Consider the following 14280-nt stretch of genomic DNA (forward strand, 5'->3'; position numbering starts at 1 on the left):
TCCGACCGGACCCCCGGCCGACGCTAGGTCAGCGGGGGATCGGGGGGATCTGAATGGGCGGTAGTCCGGGAATCTGGATCGGCGGCACCTCGATGGCCGGCGCTCCATCGGAGGGCGCCGGTGCCGACTCCGGTGCCCGCACCGAACCGTCACTGATGTAGATGGTGATGGACGAACCGGGGACTGCCGAACCCGAAGGCGACATCCCGGTCACGGTGCCTTGTTCGGCCGAACTTTCGGTGGTCACGGAATTCACCGTGAAACCGCTCTCCTGAAGGCGCTGCGACGCCGTGGCCTCGGTCAGGCCGGTCACGTCGGGTACCTGCCCGTTCTGTGAACCGCGCACGTACTTTTCCGACACCGGGGGCAGATGCGTCGGTCCCCAGTTGCCGACGATCGGCATCATCGCCTGGAACCAGGTTTGTGCCGGGGTGGTGCCACCGAACAGGTTTCCGTCACCGCAGGGACGCAGCGGCGCCGTGCAGATCTCACCCGGTGTGGGCGAGTCGCCGTAAACGTACACGGCGGCGGCGAGATTGTTGGTGAATCCGAGGAAGCCGGACGACATGTGCGATTCGGTGGTACCCGTCTTACCCGACATGGGCAGGGTCCATCCGGCGGCAGCGGCTGCGCCCGCCGACGTGCCGCCGGGTTGATCGTCCTTGCTCAATGCGTTCGCCAAGGTGTCCGCCAGCCCTGGGTCGACAACCTGCTCACAGGCTTGTTCTGTGAGGGAAACCGGTTTGCCCTCGCGGTCGAAGATCGAATCGATCGGTGTGGGTGGGCACCACTTGCCGTGCGATGCCAAAGTCGCCGCCACGTTGGACAGCTCCAGCGGGTTGATCCAGGTCGGTCCGAGGGTGAACGAACCGAGATTCTGCGCCTTCTGGAATTCCGCCATGCTGCGGTCGTCGAATCCGGAGGTCCCCGGTTCGGTGTAGGAGCGCAGACCGAGTCGCACCGCCATGTCGACAGTGGGTTCGACCCCGGTCGCCGCGATCAACTTGACGAAGGCGGTGTTCGGAGACTTCGCGAGCGCATCCGTCACGGACATCTGGGGCGGGTAATTTCCCACGTTCTCCACGCAGTACGTGGCCGGGGGGCATCCTGCTGCGCCGCCGTCACCCATACCCCGGACCTGGAACCGTTGAGGCACGTCCAGGACAGCACTCGTGCCGAGGCCCTGTTCCATTGCCGCAGCGGTGGTGAAGATCTTGAAGATGGAACCTGCACCCGCGCCGACCAACGAGTACGGCTGCGGCTGCACGGTCTCGTGTGCCTCCGCATCCAGACCGTAAGTGCGGCTGCTGCCCATCGCCAAGACCCGGTGTTGGTCCTGTCCGGGTTGCACCACGTTCATGACGTTCGCGATGCCGTCGAGTGTCGGGGATGCGTTGTCGACGAGGGCGCGTTTGGTCGTGTCCTGAACCTGCGGGTCGAGGGTGGTCTTGATCAGGTATCCGCCCTTCCTGATCTGCTCACGGCTCATCCCTGCCTCGGCCAGATACTGCAGCGCGTAGTCGCAGAAGAAGCCGCGGTCTCCGGCAGCGATGCAACCGGCCGGAAGGATGTTCGGTTCGGGAAGGACACCGAGTGGCTCGTCCTTCAGGGCGCGGAACTCGTCGGCCCGGTCGGGAATGGTCTCGATCATCGTGTCGAGCACGGTGTTGCGGCGATCCACCACACCGTCGGCGTTGGTGTACGGGTTCAGCGCGGAACTCGACTGCACCATGCCGGCGAGCATCGCGGACTGCTTCACGTTCAGGTCGGCGGCGTCGATACCGAAGTAGGTTTGTGCCGCGGCCTGGATGCCGAACGCCCCGTTGCCGAAGGGAACCAGGTTGAGGTACCGAGTGAGGATTTCCTCTTTGCTCAGCTCCTTGTCGAGCGTCAGTGCCATCCGGATCTCACGGATCTTTCGGGCGGGAGTCGTCTCGATAGCTGCCCGACGCTCCGCATCGGTCTTGGCCACGACCAAGAGCTGATAGTTCTTCACGTACTGCTGATCGAGCGTGGATGCACCCTGCTGGATTTCACCACTCGTGGTGTTCGTGAGGAAGGCGCGAATGGTGCCCTGCCAGTCGACGCCCTGATGCTCGGCGAAGCGGCGGTCCTCGATGGAGACGATCGCCAGCTTCATCTGGTCCGAGATCTGCTCGCTAGGCACCTCGAATCGGCGTTGGTCGTACAACCACGCGATCGGGTTCCCTTCGATGTCCACCATCGTCGAGACGGCAGGAACGGTCCCTTCGACCAATTCCGCGGACACGTTGTCGACGGTGTCCGCGGCCCGGTTCGAGGCATAACCGAACCCTCCGGCCAGCGGAAACATGACTCCGGCGAGCAGGACGCCCGCCAGAGCGGAGCATCCCGCGAGCTTCGCCACTGTTTTTACGATCGGCACGCGCTACAGCGTACGTGCCATGTGCTCGAGGAGCTGCGTCGTGGCCCCCAGCAAACTCGACTTTTCTACGGGAAAAGCCCCTGAACACCGACGATGCACGGACGTACCAAATAGAGCGAACTTTCGTCTTGCGCGTAGAGATTTCTTTACCTAAATTGTGTGAACAGTGTGATGGAGATAACACTTCATTGCCGATGTGGTGCAGGTTGCTCGTGTTACGGGCGAATCCTGTGCAGACACTCCGTGTGTTGCGAGGCACACGGACTCGGAGAGGGGAAGAGAATGCACCTGACCACCCCAACCAGTCGTCTCGACGTCGAGCAGGCCGAAGCTCGAATTGCCTGGGTCACCCAGGCCCGTTGCCGGGAGGTGGATCCGGATCAGTTGTTCGTCAGGGGAGCGGCGCAACGCAAGGCGGCGACGATCTGCCGACATTGCCCGGTGCTGATGCAGTGCGGTGCGGATGCACTCGACAACCGAGTCGAGTTCGGTGTCTGGGGTGGCATGACGGAACGTCAGCGGCGCGCGCTCCTCAAACAGCATCCCGAGGTCGAGTCCTGGTCCGCATTCTTCGAACGTCAGCGTCAGCTTCAGCGTCAGTCCGCAGGCTGACCTCGGTTCGAGTCCGTCCTCGGGCTCGGTCCGTCCTCAGTACGAAGGGGGTCAGCTCGTTCGAGTGAGCTGATCCCCGACCGCACGCAGCGCCTCGAGGTCGGAGACCTCGAACGGCAGCGAGGGGACACCCACCAGCGGCACGTTCGGATGCGCGGCAGTGAATCGCGTCAGCAACTGCAGTTCGCGTTTCGCTATCACGCCGCGGTGGGCGTGAACCCGAAGGACCGCCGCGGTCAGTTCGTCGCCTTCACTCCGACGCTCGTCCGCCACGGTGAGCGCATGATCGGTCGACAGTGAACACAGCGTGGGGTGTGTCCGATTGAGTACCAGACCGGCAAGCGGCATGTCGTCGCCCGACAACCGGTCGACGAAGAACGCCGCCTCCCGCAAGGCATCGGGTTCGGCGGCCGCGATCACGAGGAACTTGGTCGTCGGCTTGCGAAGCAACTCGTAGGTGCGGTTGGCGCGTTCGCGGAAACCACCGAACATCGAATCGACCGACTGCACGAAATTCGATGCGTCGGACAGCATGCGGCTGCCGACGATGGTCGAAACACCCTTGAGGGCCAGTCCCATCGCCCCCGTGACCAATCGGCTGATGCCGCGACCGGGGGCCGTGAACAACCGGATCATCTTGCCGTCGAGAAAGGCGCCGAGGCGCTGCGGGGCGTCGAGGAAATCGAGCGCGTTGCGCGACGGTGGTGTATCGACCACCACGAGATCCCACTGTTCGCTCGAGGCGAGCTGGCCCAGCTTCTCCATCGCCATGTACTCCTGCGTGCCGGAGAACGACGTGGCCACCGTTTGGTAGAAGGGGTTCGCGAGGATCTGCTCGGCCTTCTCCGACGGAGAATGCTCGATCACCATCTCGTCGAACGTGCGACGCATGTTCAGCATCATGGCGTGCAGTTCGCCCTTCGAATCCGGGCCCAAAGGCACCCGCTGCGGCGAATTGTCGAGGTCTTGGACGCCCAGCGCCTGGGCGAGTCGGCGGGCGGGGTCGATCGTCAGCACCACCACACGTCGCCCTTGTTCGGCCGCTCGTAGTGCCAGCGACGCGGCCGTGGTGGTTTTACCGACACCACCGGCCCCACAGCAGACCACGATTCGGGTGTCGCGCTCGGCCAGGATGTTCGCAACATCGAGTGCCGGCGCGGTGCGGCGGTGGTGATGGCCGGTCTTGGTCATGACACGCCCTGTTCTGTCAGGTATTCGGCAAGTTCGTACAGGCCACCCAGATCCACGCCGTCGGCCAGGGTCGGCAGTTCCAACCGGGCGCCGTCAACCTCGCGGAGGGCCTCGGCGCTTTCGTCCTGAGCTCGGAGAACGGCTGCATGCTCGATTGTCTCGGTCAGAAGCCCCGCGAAGTCGTCGTCGGAAAGGATGACACCGGAAGCCTTCAGGCCTGCCTGGATTGCCTTCGCGTCCACCTCGGCCCGGGCGATCGACTCGAGTGCGTCGTCCGGAAGGAACTGCGGGCTCGTGCGGTTGACGATGATCGAGCCGAGCCGAAGATCCGATGCAGCCAGGGCAGCCGCGGCATCAGCGGTCTCCTGCACGGGCAACGCCTCGAGCAGCGTGACCAGGTGGACCGCCGTCTCGTCGGAATGGAGCAACCGGACGACACCCTCGCTCTGAGCGCGGACCGGTCCGCCCTTCGCCAGGTCGGCCATCGCCTTCGTCACGTCCAGAAAGTTGTTGATCCGCCCCGTCGGGGGTGCATCGACCACCACCGTGTCGTACACGTGGTTACCCGATGCGTCCGAACGCACCACGCACTCTTTGATCTTTCCGGTGAGCAGCACGTCGCGCAGCCCCGGTGCGATGGTGGTGGCGAACTCGATGGCTCCGAACCTGCGCATCGCGCGGCCCGCGAAACCGAGGCTGTAGAACATGTCGAGATATTCGAGGAATGCCGTCTCGATGTCGATCGCCAACGCGTGAACCTCGCCGCCGCCGTCGGCAGATGCCACCTTGGTCTCCCGGGGCGGTAGTGGGGGCACATCGAAGAGTTGTGCGATGCCTTGCCTGCCCTCGACCTCGACGAGCAGCACTCGTCGTCCGCCCTGGGCCAAAGCCAACGCCAGAGCCGCAGCCACCGTGGACTTCCCGGTCCCGCCCTTGCCCGAAACGAAGTGCAGGCGGGCCTGCGAGGCATTCTCCGGCCACGTCTGTGCGCGCTGATCCGATGTCGCTACCACGCGACGAGCCTATAAGTCCGAAGACCGAGATGTGCGGGGGATAGGCTCACCGGCATGAGTGAATTGATTTCCTGGGAGTACGCGACCGTTCCGCTGCTCACCCACGCGACCAAGCAGATCCTCGATCAATGGGGTGGCGACGGATGGGAACTCGTGTCCGTGCTGCCCGGACCCACCGGCGAGCAGCACGTGGCCTACCTGAAGCGTCCGAAGGGCTGAACGTCGTGGCAGACACCTCGCAGATCTGGACGGCCCGACTGGCCGAACTGAACGTCGTGCTCCCGCCCGTCGCCGCCCCCGTGGCCGCATACGTGCCGGCCGTCCGCACCGGCGACTACGTGTACACCTCGGGGCAATTGCCGATGGTGGACGGCAAGCTCGGGCTCACCGGAAAGGTCGGTGCCGACGTGTCCGAGCAAGACGCGAAAGCGGCGGCGCGTACCTGCGTGCTGAACGCCCTCGCTGCGGTCGACGATCTGGTCGGCATCGACTCCGTGGTGCGGATCGTGAAGGTCGTCGGATTCGTGGCGTCCGCAGACGGATTCACCGGTCAGCCGGGCATCGTCAACGGGGCGTCCGAGTTTCTGGGCGAGTTGTTCGGGGACGCCGGCGTGCACGCGCGTTCCGCCGTCGGAGTTTCGGAACTTCCGCTCGGATCGCCTGTCGAGGTCGAACTGATCGCCGAAGTCCGCTGAGGCGAAGGTTTGCTGACATGACCCACCCCGCCTACGCGCAGTTGCGAGCGGTGACCCCGCTGGCCTCGGTGATGCTGGAAAACAACCCGGGGATGATGACCCTGGACGGCACCAACACGTGGATTCTTCGAGTCCCGGGCAACGATCGGTGTGTGGTCGTCGATCCGGGGGACCACGACGAAGAGCATCTGCAGCGCGTGGCGGGTGTGGCGTCGGTGGCCCTGACTCTGATCACCCACCGTCACTTCGACCACACCGGCGGTGTGGACCGGTTCGCCGAGATCACCGGAGCGCCGGTCCGCTCGGTCGATCCCACGTTCCTACGGGGTGGTGCGGCTCGGCTACAGGCGGACGAGGCGCTCGAGGCTGCCGGGCTGACCCTGCGTGTCGTACCCACTCCGGGGCACACCGCCGACTCGGTATCGATCCTCGTCGAGGCTCAGGGGTATCCTTCCGCCGTGCTCACCGGGGACACCATTCTGGGCCGGGGCACCAGCGTCCTGGACGACTCCGACGGAAACCTCGGTGACTACCTCGCGTCGCTTCGCCGTCTCCTCGAACTCGGGGAAGGGCTGGTGGTTCTGCCCGGTCACGGTCCGGACCTACCCGACCTGACAGCCGTCGCGCAGGAGTACCTCGACCACCGCGAAGACCGCCTCGAGCAGGTGCGGGTGGCTCTCGAGGTTCTCGGTGCCGACGCCTCCGCGCGTGCGGTGGTCGAACATGTCTACTCGGACGTCGATCCCAAGCTGTGGCCGGTTGCCGAGAAATCCGTCAACGTTCAGCTCGAATACCTGCGGTCGTGAACTTCGGCCACCTCCGGGTTGCGGGGGTGGCCGAAATTCACGGACAGTTCGAACGAGTGATCAGTTCCCGATGATCAACGGGCGCGTCGCGCGAGTCGCTCGGAATCCGAGATGAGCACGCTCTTGCCCTCGAGGCGCAGCCAACCGCGGTGCGCGAAGTCGGCGAGTGCCTTGTTCACGGTTTCGCGGGAAGCGCCGACGAGTTGGGCGATCTCTTCCTGCGTCAGATCGTGGGTGACCCGGAGCGAACCTGCCTCCTGGGTGCCGAACCGCTGCGCGAGCTGCAGCAACGCCTTGGCGACACGGCCGGGAACATCCGTGAAGATGAGGTCCGCGAGGCTGTTGTTGGTGCGGCGCAGGCGGCGAGCCAACACGCGCAGCAGCTGCTCGGCGATCTCGGGTCGATGGTCGATCCACTGCTTGAGTGCCTCGCGGTCCATGCAGACGGCGCGCACTTCGGTGACAGTTGTGGCGGTGGAGGTACGTGGACCGGGGTCGAAGATCGACAACTCGCCGAACATATCGGAGGGGCCCATGATGGTCAGCAGATTCTCTCGACCGTCGGGGGACCGGCGGCCGATCTTCACCTTGCCGCTCGCGATGATGTACAGGCGGTCGCCGGGTTCACCTTCGTTGAAGATGACGTGACCGCGAGGGAAGTCGACAGGCTGCAGCTGCTTGGTCAGCGCTGCCACTGCTGAGGGCTCGACTCCTTGGAAGATGCCGGCTCTTGCCAGGACGTCGTCCACGTGCGCTCCTTGGGAATTGTTCGTCTGTGTCACTCGATGCCCGCCGTCGTTGGGTGCACCGTTCAGGTGTGCGGTGTAACTGGTTCGGCCTCGAAGTCTACGACGACACACCGGTGCTCGAGTGACTGATGGCGTCTAAGTGCCGGAAAGTTGCGCCGAAAGCTGCTTCCGGTGCTGCGTCAGCTTGCGCGACGGGAGCCTGCGTCGGCGATGTTCGTCGCGTCGGCGGGAGGGCTCGGGACGCCTTTCTTGCGCAGGTGGAGGCGTTCTTGGGCATGGGGAAACCCTTTGTCTGCCAGGTTGGCCACGTCGTCCTGGCCCGCCTGGTCGAGGAATTCCTCCACCTCCTGCTCGCGCACGGCGAGGCGCCGCAGCCGGTATTCCACGCGCTCCATGGCCAATGCGAACAGCATCAGAAGCACTGGGAAGAGGATCACAGCGAGACCTTGCATACCGGAGAGTAAACACGGAGAAGGTCTCAGATGCGACACAGCAGCGAATCCGATCGCACCGGCATCCGTATTGTCGGAGGCGTGAAACCGACGCGATCCGAGGAACCTCGAGTGCGTCGGCGGCCTTCTGTCGCTGCCGACGAACCGGAGTCCCGCCTTGCTCTCGTTCGCAGAGCCCGGCGGATGAACCGCAAGCTCGCGGTCGCGTTCCCGAACGTGTATTGCGAACTCGACTTCACGACGCCGCTCGAACTGGCGGTGGCGACCATCTTGTCGGCACAGTGCACAGATGTCCGGGTCAACCAGGTCACGCCTGCCTTGTTCGCCCGCTATCCAGACGCGAAGTCGTACGCGGAGGCCGACCGTGTCGAACTCGAGGAATACATCAGAACCACAGGCTTCTACCGGAACAAAACGACATCGTTGATCGGACTGGGGCAGGCATTGCTCGACCGATTCGACGGTGAGGTGCCGGCAAATCTGAAAGACCTCGTCACCCTGCCGGGAATCGGCCGCAAAACGGCCAACGTCGTTCTCGGCAACGCGTTCGGTGTGCCCGGAATCACTGTCGATACCCATTTCGGACGCCTGGTGCGGCGATGGAAGTGGACGGCGGAAGAAGATCCGGTGAAGGTCGAGCGCGCGGTCGGCGAGCTCGTCGAACGCAAGGAGTGGACCCTGCTGTCACATCGCGTGATCTTTCACGGCCGCCGGGTGTGTCACGCCAGGAAACCGGCCTGCGGGGTGTGCGTCCTCGCGAAGGATTGCCCGTCGTTCGGTATCGGTCCCACCGATCCTGTCGAGGCGGCGAAGCTCGTGAAGGGTCCCGAGACCGATCATCTGCTCGCACTGGCGGGAGTGTGACGGTGACCGATGTCTAGTGCAGCACGGTGGAGCCTCGCCGCCCTCGTGGTGGTGGTTGCTCTCGTTGTGGCGATGTGGCCCCGTACCGACACCGACGATGCCGGTCCCGGCCAACGCGGCGGAGCCACGTCCGCGAACGGACAGTCGTCCGTGGGCGACGCCGAGCTGGCAGGCCTGCGAACGGATGCCGGACTTGCCGAGTGTCCACAGCCGGAAGAAGTGCCCGAGCCCGGAGCTGCGCTTGCCGGTGTGAACGTGTCGTGCCTGACAGACGGCAGTTCCGTCGATCTTGCGTCCGCGCTCGCCGGTACCCCCGCGATCGTGAACCTGTGGGCCTACTGGTGCGCACCGTGCGCCGAGGAACTGCCGTACCTCCAACAGTTTTCCGAACGCGCCGCCGATGCGGTTACCGTGCTAACGGTGCACACCGATCCGAACGAAGCTGCGGCTCTCTCCCGGCTCACCGACTACGGCGTGACCTTGCCCGGCGTCCAGGACGCCCGGGCGCAGGTGCGGTCAGCGGTGAGTGCGCCGGCAGTTCTACCGGTATCCGTCCTCCTTCGTGCCGACGGAACGGTTGCGCAGATCCTGCCGCAGCCCTTCGACAGCGTCGACGAGATTGCGGCCTTGGTGGAGACACACCTGGGGGTCACGGTATGACCGAACGTCTCACGGACCGTGGCATACCGGGCTGGTTGCGCGGTGTCGTCGACAACATGCCCGCCGACCCGATGAACATCAATCCCGTCATCGAACGCCGCGCGCCACAGGGCGCATCGTCTCGCGCGGCTGCCGTGCTGGTTCTGTTCGGTGGCACTGCCATGCCGGAACCGAACACGCGCGGCGGGCTGCCCGTCGACGCCGACATCCTGCTCACCCAGCGCGCCTCGACGATGCGTCAACACCGGGGCCAGGTCGCCTTCCCCGGCGGCGCCTCGGATCCGGGGGACGACGGGCCCGTGGGTACCGCGCTGCGTGAAGCGCAGGAAGAGACCGGCCTCGACCCGGACGGGGTGCGTCCGCTGGTCGTCCTGCCCGAGATCTTCATTCCGCCGTCCGGCTTCGATGTCACCCCGGTGATCGCGTACTGGGAGCGTCCCACCCCGGTCTCGGTGGTCGACCCTGCGGAGGCGGAACGGGTCGTGCGGGTCCCTCTCGGCACGCTCATCGACCCCGAGAACCGTTTCCAGGTGCGCCACCCTGCCGGGTACCAGGGTCCGGCGTTCTCGGCCGAGGGAATGCTCGTGTGGGGTTTCACCGCCGGCATCCTGGCCGCGCTGCTCTCCGTGTCGGGGTGGGAACTGCCGTGGGACGTCCGCGACGTCCGTGATCTCGACGACGTGTTGTCGGCGTACGACCAGGATACCGTCGGGGCCCGACAGGTCGATACCGTCGGGGCCCGACGAATCCATCCCGAAGCGCCGGCGGTGGAACAGTGACCGGGTCCACCTGGATCGACATCGCGATCTGCCTCATCGCGGTCGTCGCGGCGACGTCGGGTTGGCGGCACGGGGCGGTGGCGTCGATTCTGGCGTTCGTCGGAGTCGTGCTCGGGGCGGTGGCGGGCATTCTGCTCGCTCCGCACCTGCTCGTTCACGTCGAGGAGGGGCGTGGACGCATTCTCGCGGGCATTGCCCTCATCGTCGTGCTGGTGGTGATCGGCGAGGTCGCCGGAATGGTGCTGGGCCGAACAGTCCGCGGCAGCATGCACAGCCCGACCACCAGGTCGGTGGACAGCCTGATCGGTGCCGGGGTCCAGGCGGTGGCCGTGTTCATCGCCGCGTGGTTGTTGGCCGTCCCTCTCACGACCTCGTCGCAGCCACAGGTGGCCGCAGCGGTGCGCGGGTCCACGGTGCTCGAGAAGGTCGACGGGGTCGCCCCCGACTGGGTGCGGAAGCTGCCTTCCGAGTTCTCGGCGTTGCTCGACACCTCCGGTCTCCCGGACGTGATCGGCCCGTTCGGGCGTACTCCGATCACCACCGTCGACCCACCGGACGCCAGCGTGCTGCAGAGCCCCGTCGCTGCGCGGCTGCACGAGAGTGTGCTGCGGATTCGTGGCGTCGCTCCGAGCTGCCAGCGTGCACTCGAAGGCACCGGGTTCGTCAGCGCTCCCGAGCAGGTGATGACCAACGCGCACGTGGTCGCCGGCACCGAACAACTCGTCGTGGATACCGCGAACGGTCCGCTCCCCGCGACGGTGGTCGTCTTCGACCCGTCCACCGACGTCGCTGTGCTCCATGTTCCGGGTCTCGACGCCCCCGTACTGCAGTTCGCTCCCGAGCAGGCAGAGACCGGAGACGACGCCCTCGTGCTCGGATACCCGGGTGGTGGCCCGTATACGGCCAGCGCAGCGCGCGTCCGCGAAGTCCTGAACCTCAGCGGACCGAACATCTACCGATCCGGGACCGTGGAGCGCGAGGTGTACACGGTGCGTGGGTCGATCCGTCAAGGCAATTCGGGTGGGCCGCTCGTCGACAGCTCCGGTCGCGTGATCGGCGTCGTGTTCGGTGCGGCCATCGACAACAGTGACACCGGCTTCGCGCTCACCGCCGACGAGGTGTCCCGGCAGCTTGCCGAGGCATCAGCGGCCTCGGCCGAGGTGGAAACAGGGGCCTGCATCTCCTGACGGGGCCGGGCGGAACCGAGAGTGGTCAGTCGGCCGCCACGAACTCGGTCAGGGCCGCGTTCACATGTTCCGGGGACTCCCAGTGCACGTAATGACCGGCTCCGGCAATCGACACCAGCCTCTGATGGGGTGCGTAGCGGTGACCTCGCCGGAGGGTGTCGGCCAGCACGTACGGGTCGAGTTCGCCGTGCACCTGCATGACGGGTAGCGACAGGACCCGATCCATCGAAGTCATGAATCGGCGACCGTCCGGACGGAACTGGCTACGGAAAGCCCACCGCTGATACTCGAGCGTGCAGTGGGCGGTCCCGGGAATGCGGATCGCGGACCGCATCTTGGCGACCACGTCATCGCACTCGGCACCGCTGCGCCATCGAGCGCTCGAACGTGCACGGACGATCTGTGCTATCTCGGCGCCGTCGTCGCGGGTCAGGCGCCGCTCGGGCAGCCACGGCAGCTGGCCGGCCACGAACGACGGCAAGAAAGCCCGGCGCTGCCTGCGGTCCCGAAGGACACCCTCGCGCAGCGCGATCGGATGTGGCGACCCGATCGGGGCGATCGAACGGACGAGATGGGGATGCAGGACGGCAGTTGCCCAGCAGACCAGCCCGCCGTCGGCGTGACCGACGAGAGTCGCGTTCGGGTAGCCCATTGCGCGAATCAGTCCCGCCACATCACCTGCGAGCGTCCAACCGTCGTAGCCACGGGGCGGCTTGTCGGAGTCGCCGTAACCGCGCAGGTCCACGGCAACGGCACGCAGACCCGCCTCCGACAGCGCACCGAGCTGATGGCGCCACGACCACCAGAAATCGGCGAAGCCGTGTAGTAGCACCACCAAGGGTGCGTCGGGGTGCGCATCACCCGCTTCCACCGTGTGGAAGCGGATCCCGTTGGCATGGATGTCGCGATGAATCCAGGGGCCGGCGAAGCGGACAGTAGACGGATCAGGTGGTGCCACGGTGCGGAGCCGTATGTCAGCGCGCGTGGCGACCACTGGGTGCTTCCACCGCAGGCGCATCAGGGTGCGAGGTGGGGAGCACGGTCTTCGCCTGCTTCAGGGAGTCGATGGTGCGTTCCGGCGCCCGTAACTTACGTACACGCAGGTAACCGAGCAGTGCAAGGAACGCGGTCGCCAGGACCATGATCCCGAAGACGATCAGGAACGCCGCCCAGCGATCGAGCCACACGGCGAGCAGTTCGGCGAGGAAGAAAAAGAAGAAGAACGAGCTGAACAGCAGCACCGTGATGGCGAGAATGAAGAAGACACTGCCCTGCAGGCCCTTCTTGATTTCGCCGGTGACCTCGGCCTTCGCCAACTCGACCTCGGCCCGTACCAGGGTCGAGACCTGAGTGGTGGCGTCCTTGACGAGGTTGCCGATGCTTGCTTCGGCGGGTGTCCGCGCATCAACGTCGGTCAACGGGATCGACGACACCGTGCGGGGTACCCCGTCTCCGGTGAATCGCTCGCCGTCTCCCTTCCCGTGTTTGCCGCCGCGGGTGTTGCTGCCGGTGTTGCTCACTAGTCGACCCCTCCAGGTAGCTCTTGCATGTCCGAGTCCTCCGATCGGGCTGCATGCACCCGACCGTGTCATGGCCGGGCTGCATGCACCCGACCGCGTCGTAACAGTAGCGCTGATCCGACCAGCGACGCCGCCACGGAGCTGATGAGCACCGCAGCTTTCGCTGTTTCGGCTTCGCTGCCGTCGCCGATGCCCGCCAGCGCGAGATCTGCTACGAGAAGGCTAACGGTGAATCCGATTCCGCCGAGCACCGACAGTGCAAACATGTCACGGAATTCGAGAGATCTGGGCTTTTCCGCGATTCCGAGCTTGATCGTCAGCCAGGAGATTCCGAAGATTCCGACGGGCTTACCGATGAGAAGTCCGGCGATCACGGACAGCGAAACCGGGTCCGAGAGCAGGCCGCCCAGCACACCGCCACCCAACGGCACGCCGGCCGCAAACAGAGCGAACAGTGGCACGCACAGACCGGCCGAAATCGGCTGTATTCGATGTTCGAGGCGTGCAGCGGGCGAGTCTTCCTCGTCGGGATCGGTTTTGACACGGGTCAGCAGCCCCAATGCCACTCCGGCGATAGTCGGGTGAATGCCGGCTTCGTGGATGCAATACCAGGTGAGCAGGGCGACCGGGAGGTACAGGAACGCTGTGGTGATGCGCCGATGCTGGGCGAACGCATACACGGTCAGGCAGGCTGCGGCGCCCGCGAGCCACAGGGCGGCAATGGATGCGGTGAACAGGATCGCGATCAACGCGATGGCAAGGAGGTCGTCCACGACCGCAAGACTGAGCAGGAACACCCGGGCGCTGGCCGGAATCCGCGAACCGGTGAGGGCCAGAACACCCAGGGCGAACGCGATGTCGGTCGCTACCGGAATCGCCCATCCACGGTCCATTCCTGGCGTGCCCCACCCGATGGATGCCGCGATGATTGCCGGGACGATCACACCGCCGCATGCCGCGATGACCGGCAGCAGCGCCTTCTTTCGATTGGCGAGCTCACCGACCACCAGCTCCCGCTTCAGCTCCAGGCCCGCGACGAAGAAGAACACGGCGAGCAACCCGTCCTGCGCCCACGTCCCGACGGAAAGATCGAGGTGCAGCGCGTGCGGGCCGATCCGAAAGTCGCGCAGACCGGTGTAGGCGTCTGCCCACGGCGAGTTCACCCAGATCAAGGCGATGGCGGCAGCAGCAAGAAGCAGTGTCCCACCGACCGTTTCGGTGCGCAGATAGCGAGCGAGCTCGGAGCCCCTGGGGCCTGTCACGGTGTCTCGCCCTTCGTCGTGTCCGGGTATGTCGATTGAATCGCCGACCAGACTTCCCGGCACACCGTCCCGCACCATACCCCTGG

The 14280-nt window shown here is 65.5% G+C and carries 15 protein-coding genes and 1 pseudogene; 8 read left to right on the forward strand and 8 right to left on the reverse strand.

What is annotated here, in order from left to right; genetic code table 11:
- Positions 1-28: 28 nt before the first annotated feature.
- Complete coding sequence (locus ACZI8Q_RS05210) at positions 29-2386, reverse strand: penicillin-binding protein (RefSeq protein ID WP_463372481.1); 2358 nt, start codon at positions 2384-2386, stop codon at positions 29-31.
- A 300-nt stretch (positions 2387-2686) separates the two neighbouring features.
- Between ACZI8Q_RS05210 and ACZI8Q_RS05215 the strand changes: the two genes are divergently transcribed.
- A complete protein-coding gene (locus ACZI8Q_RS05215) occupies positions 2687-3016 on the forward strand; it encodes a WhiB family transcriptional regulator (protein WP_463372432.1) in 330 nt (109 codons plus the stop codon).
- Positions 3017-3067: 51 nt separating this feature from the next.
- Here the strand turns inward: ACZI8Q_RS05215 and ACZI8Q_RS05220 are convergent, their stop codons facing one another.
- Together ACZI8Q_RS05220 and ACZI8Q_RS05225 are read right to left on the reverse strand one after the other, a co-directional pair.
- Complete coding sequence (locus tag ACZI8Q_RS05220) at positions 3068-4207, reverse strand: ArsA family ATPase (protein ID WP_463372433.1); 1140 nt, start codon at positions 4205-4207, stop codon at positions 3068-3070.
- The gene (locus ACZI8Q_RS05225) at positions 4204-5220 is read right to left on the reverse strand and encodes an ArsA-related P-loop ATPase (protein ID WP_463372434.1); all 1017 of its coding nucleotides are present in this window, start codon (positions 5218-5220) and stop codon (positions 4204-4206) included. Before ACZI8Q_RS05225 ends, ACZI8Q_RS05220 begins: the two co-directional genes overlap by 4 nt.
- A 54-nt stretch (positions 5221-5274) precedes the next feature.
- On the opposite strand from ACZI8Q_RS05225, the gene ACZI8Q_RS05230 reads away from it, so the two are divergent.
- The 3 genes from ACZI8Q_RS05230 to ACZI8Q_RS05240 are packed head-to-tail and all read left to right on the forward strand — an operon-like array spanning position 5275 to position 6721.
- Positions 5275-5439, forward strand: a complete 165-nt coding sequence (locus ACZI8Q_RS05230) for a DUF4177 domain-containing protein (RefSeq protein WP_463372435.1) — start codon at positions 5275-5277, stop codon at positions 5437-5439.
- 5 nt (positions 5440-5444) lie between these two features.
- Positions 5445-5915, forward strand: a complete 471-nt coding sequence (locus ACZI8Q_RS05235; protein WP_463372436.1) for a RidA family protein — start codon at positions 5445-5447, stop codon at positions 5913-5915.
- A 17-nt stretch (positions 5916-5932) separates the two neighbouring features.
- A complete protein-coding gene (locus tag ACZI8Q_RS05240) occupies positions 5933-6721 on the forward strand; it encodes an MBL fold metallo-hydrolase (RefSeq protein ID WP_463372437.1) in 789 nt (262 codons plus the stop codon).
- A 74-nt stretch (positions 6722-6795) separates the two neighbouring features.
- On the opposite strand, the gene ACZI8Q_RS05245 is transcribed toward ACZI8Q_RS05240, so the two are convergent.
- Together ACZI8Q_RS05245 and ACZI8Q_RS05250 are read right to left on the reverse strand one after the other, a co-directional pair.
- Complete coding sequence (locus ACZI8Q_RS05245) at positions 6796-7470, reverse strand: Crp/Fnr family transcriptional regulator (RefSeq protein WP_463372438.1); 675 nt, start codon at positions 7468-7470, stop codon at positions 6796-6798.
- A gap of 179 nt (positions 7471-7649) precedes the next feature.
- Positions 7650-7922 (reverse strand): hypothetical protein, encoded by a 273-nt coding sequence (locus ACZI8Q_RS05250; protein ID WP_463372439.1) that lies wholly within the window; start codon positions 7920-7922, stop codon positions 7650-7652.
- 30 nt (positions 7923-7952) lie between these two features.
- On the opposite strand from ACZI8Q_RS05250, the gene nth reads away from it, so the two are divergent.
- Genes nth through ACZI8Q_RS05270 form a run of 4 tightly spaced genes read left to right on the forward strand, consistent with a single transcriptional unit; the run spans position 7953 to position 11412 of the window.
- Positions 7953-8786 carry an endonuclease III gene (gene nth, locus ACZI8Q_RS05255; RefSeq protein ID WP_463372440.1) on the forward strand — a complete coding sequence of 278 codons (834 nt, stop codon included), beginning with the start codon at positions 7953-7955 and terminating at the stop codon, positions 8784-8786.
- Between the two features lie 9 nt (positions 8787-8795).
- Positions 8796-9446, forward strand: a complete 651-nt coding sequence (locus tag ACZI8Q_RS05260) for a TlpA family protein disulfide reductase (RefSeq protein WP_463372441.1) — start codon at positions 8796-8798, stop codon at positions 9444-9446.
- Entirely contained in the window at positions 9443-10225 is a 783-nt protein-coding gene (locus ACZI8Q_RS05265; RefSeq protein WP_463372442.1) for an NUDIX hydrolase, read from the forward strand. Before ACZI8Q_RS05260 ends, ACZI8Q_RS05265 begins: the two co-directional genes overlap by 4 nt.
- Entirely contained in the window at positions 10222-11412 is a 1191-nt protein-coding gene (locus ACZI8Q_RS05270; RefSeq protein ID WP_463372443.1) for a MarP family serine protease, read from the forward strand. Before ACZI8Q_RS05265 ends, ACZI8Q_RS05270 begins: the two co-directional genes overlap by 4 nt.
- Positions 11413-11437: 25 nt before the next feature.
- Here ACZI8Q_RS05270 and ACZI8Q_RS05275 read toward each other — a convergent pair whose 3' ends face one another.
- The 3 genes and pseudogenes from ACZI8Q_RS05275 to nhaA form a co-directional block, all read right to left on the reverse strand.
- On the reverse strand, positions 11438-12370 hold the full coding sequence (locus ACZI8Q_RS05275; protein ID WP_463372444.1) for an alpha/beta fold hydrolase: 933 nt from the start codon (positions 12368-12370) through the stop codon (positions 11438-11440).
- 16 nt (positions 12371-12386) lie between these two features.
- Positions 12387-12932 (reverse strand): phage holin family protein, encoded by a 546-nt coding sequence (locus ACZI8Q_RS05280; RefSeq protein ID WP_463372445.1) that lies wholly within the window; start codon positions 12930-12932, stop codon positions 12387-12389.
- Positions 12932-14194: pseudogene (gene nhaA / locus ACZI8Q_RS05285) on the reverse strand (Na+/H+ antiporter NhaA). The gene ACZI8Q_RS05280 and the pseudogene nhaA overlap by 1 nt, the downstream one beginning before the upstream one ends.
- Positions 14195-14280 lie beyond the last annotated feature (86 nt).

Source organism: Rhodococcus quanlei (assembly GCF_055231015.1).

Bases quoted from the DNA above. Each gene is read 5' to 3' on its own strand.
- ACZI8Q_RS05215 (WP_463372432.1), top strand. From the start codon at position 2,687: ATGCACCTGACCACCCCAACCAGTCGTCTCGACGTCGAGCAGGCCGAA.
- ACZI8Q_RS05220 (WP_463372433.1), bottom strand. From the start codon at position 4,207: ATGACCAAGACCGGCCATCACCACCGCCGCACCGCGCCGGCACTCGAT.
- ACZI8Q_RS05230 (WP_463372435.1), top strand. From the start codon at position 5,275: ATGAGTGAATTGATTTCCTGGGAGTACGCGACCGTTCCGCTGCTCACC.
- ACZI8Q_RS05240 (WP_463372437.1), top strand. From the start codon at position 5,933: ATGACCCACCCCGCCTACGCGCAGTTGCGAGCGGTGACCCCGCTGGCC.
- ACZI8Q_RS05250 (WP_463372439.1), bottom strand. From the start codon at position 7,922: ATGCAAGGTCTCGCTGTGATCCTCTTCCCAGTGCTTCTGATGCTGTTC.
- nth (WP_463372440.1), top strand. From the start codon at position 7,953: ATGCGACACAGCAGCGAATCCGATCGCACCGGCATCCGTATTGTCGGA.
- ACZI8Q_RS05260 (WP_463372441.1), top strand. From the start codon at position 8,796: ATGTCTAGTGCAGCACGGTGGAGCCTCGCCGCCCTCGTGGTGGTGGTT.
- ACZI8Q_RS05265 (WP_463372442.1), top strand. From the start codon at position 9,443: ATGACCGAACGTCTCACGGACCGTGGCATACCGGGCTGGTTGCGCGGT.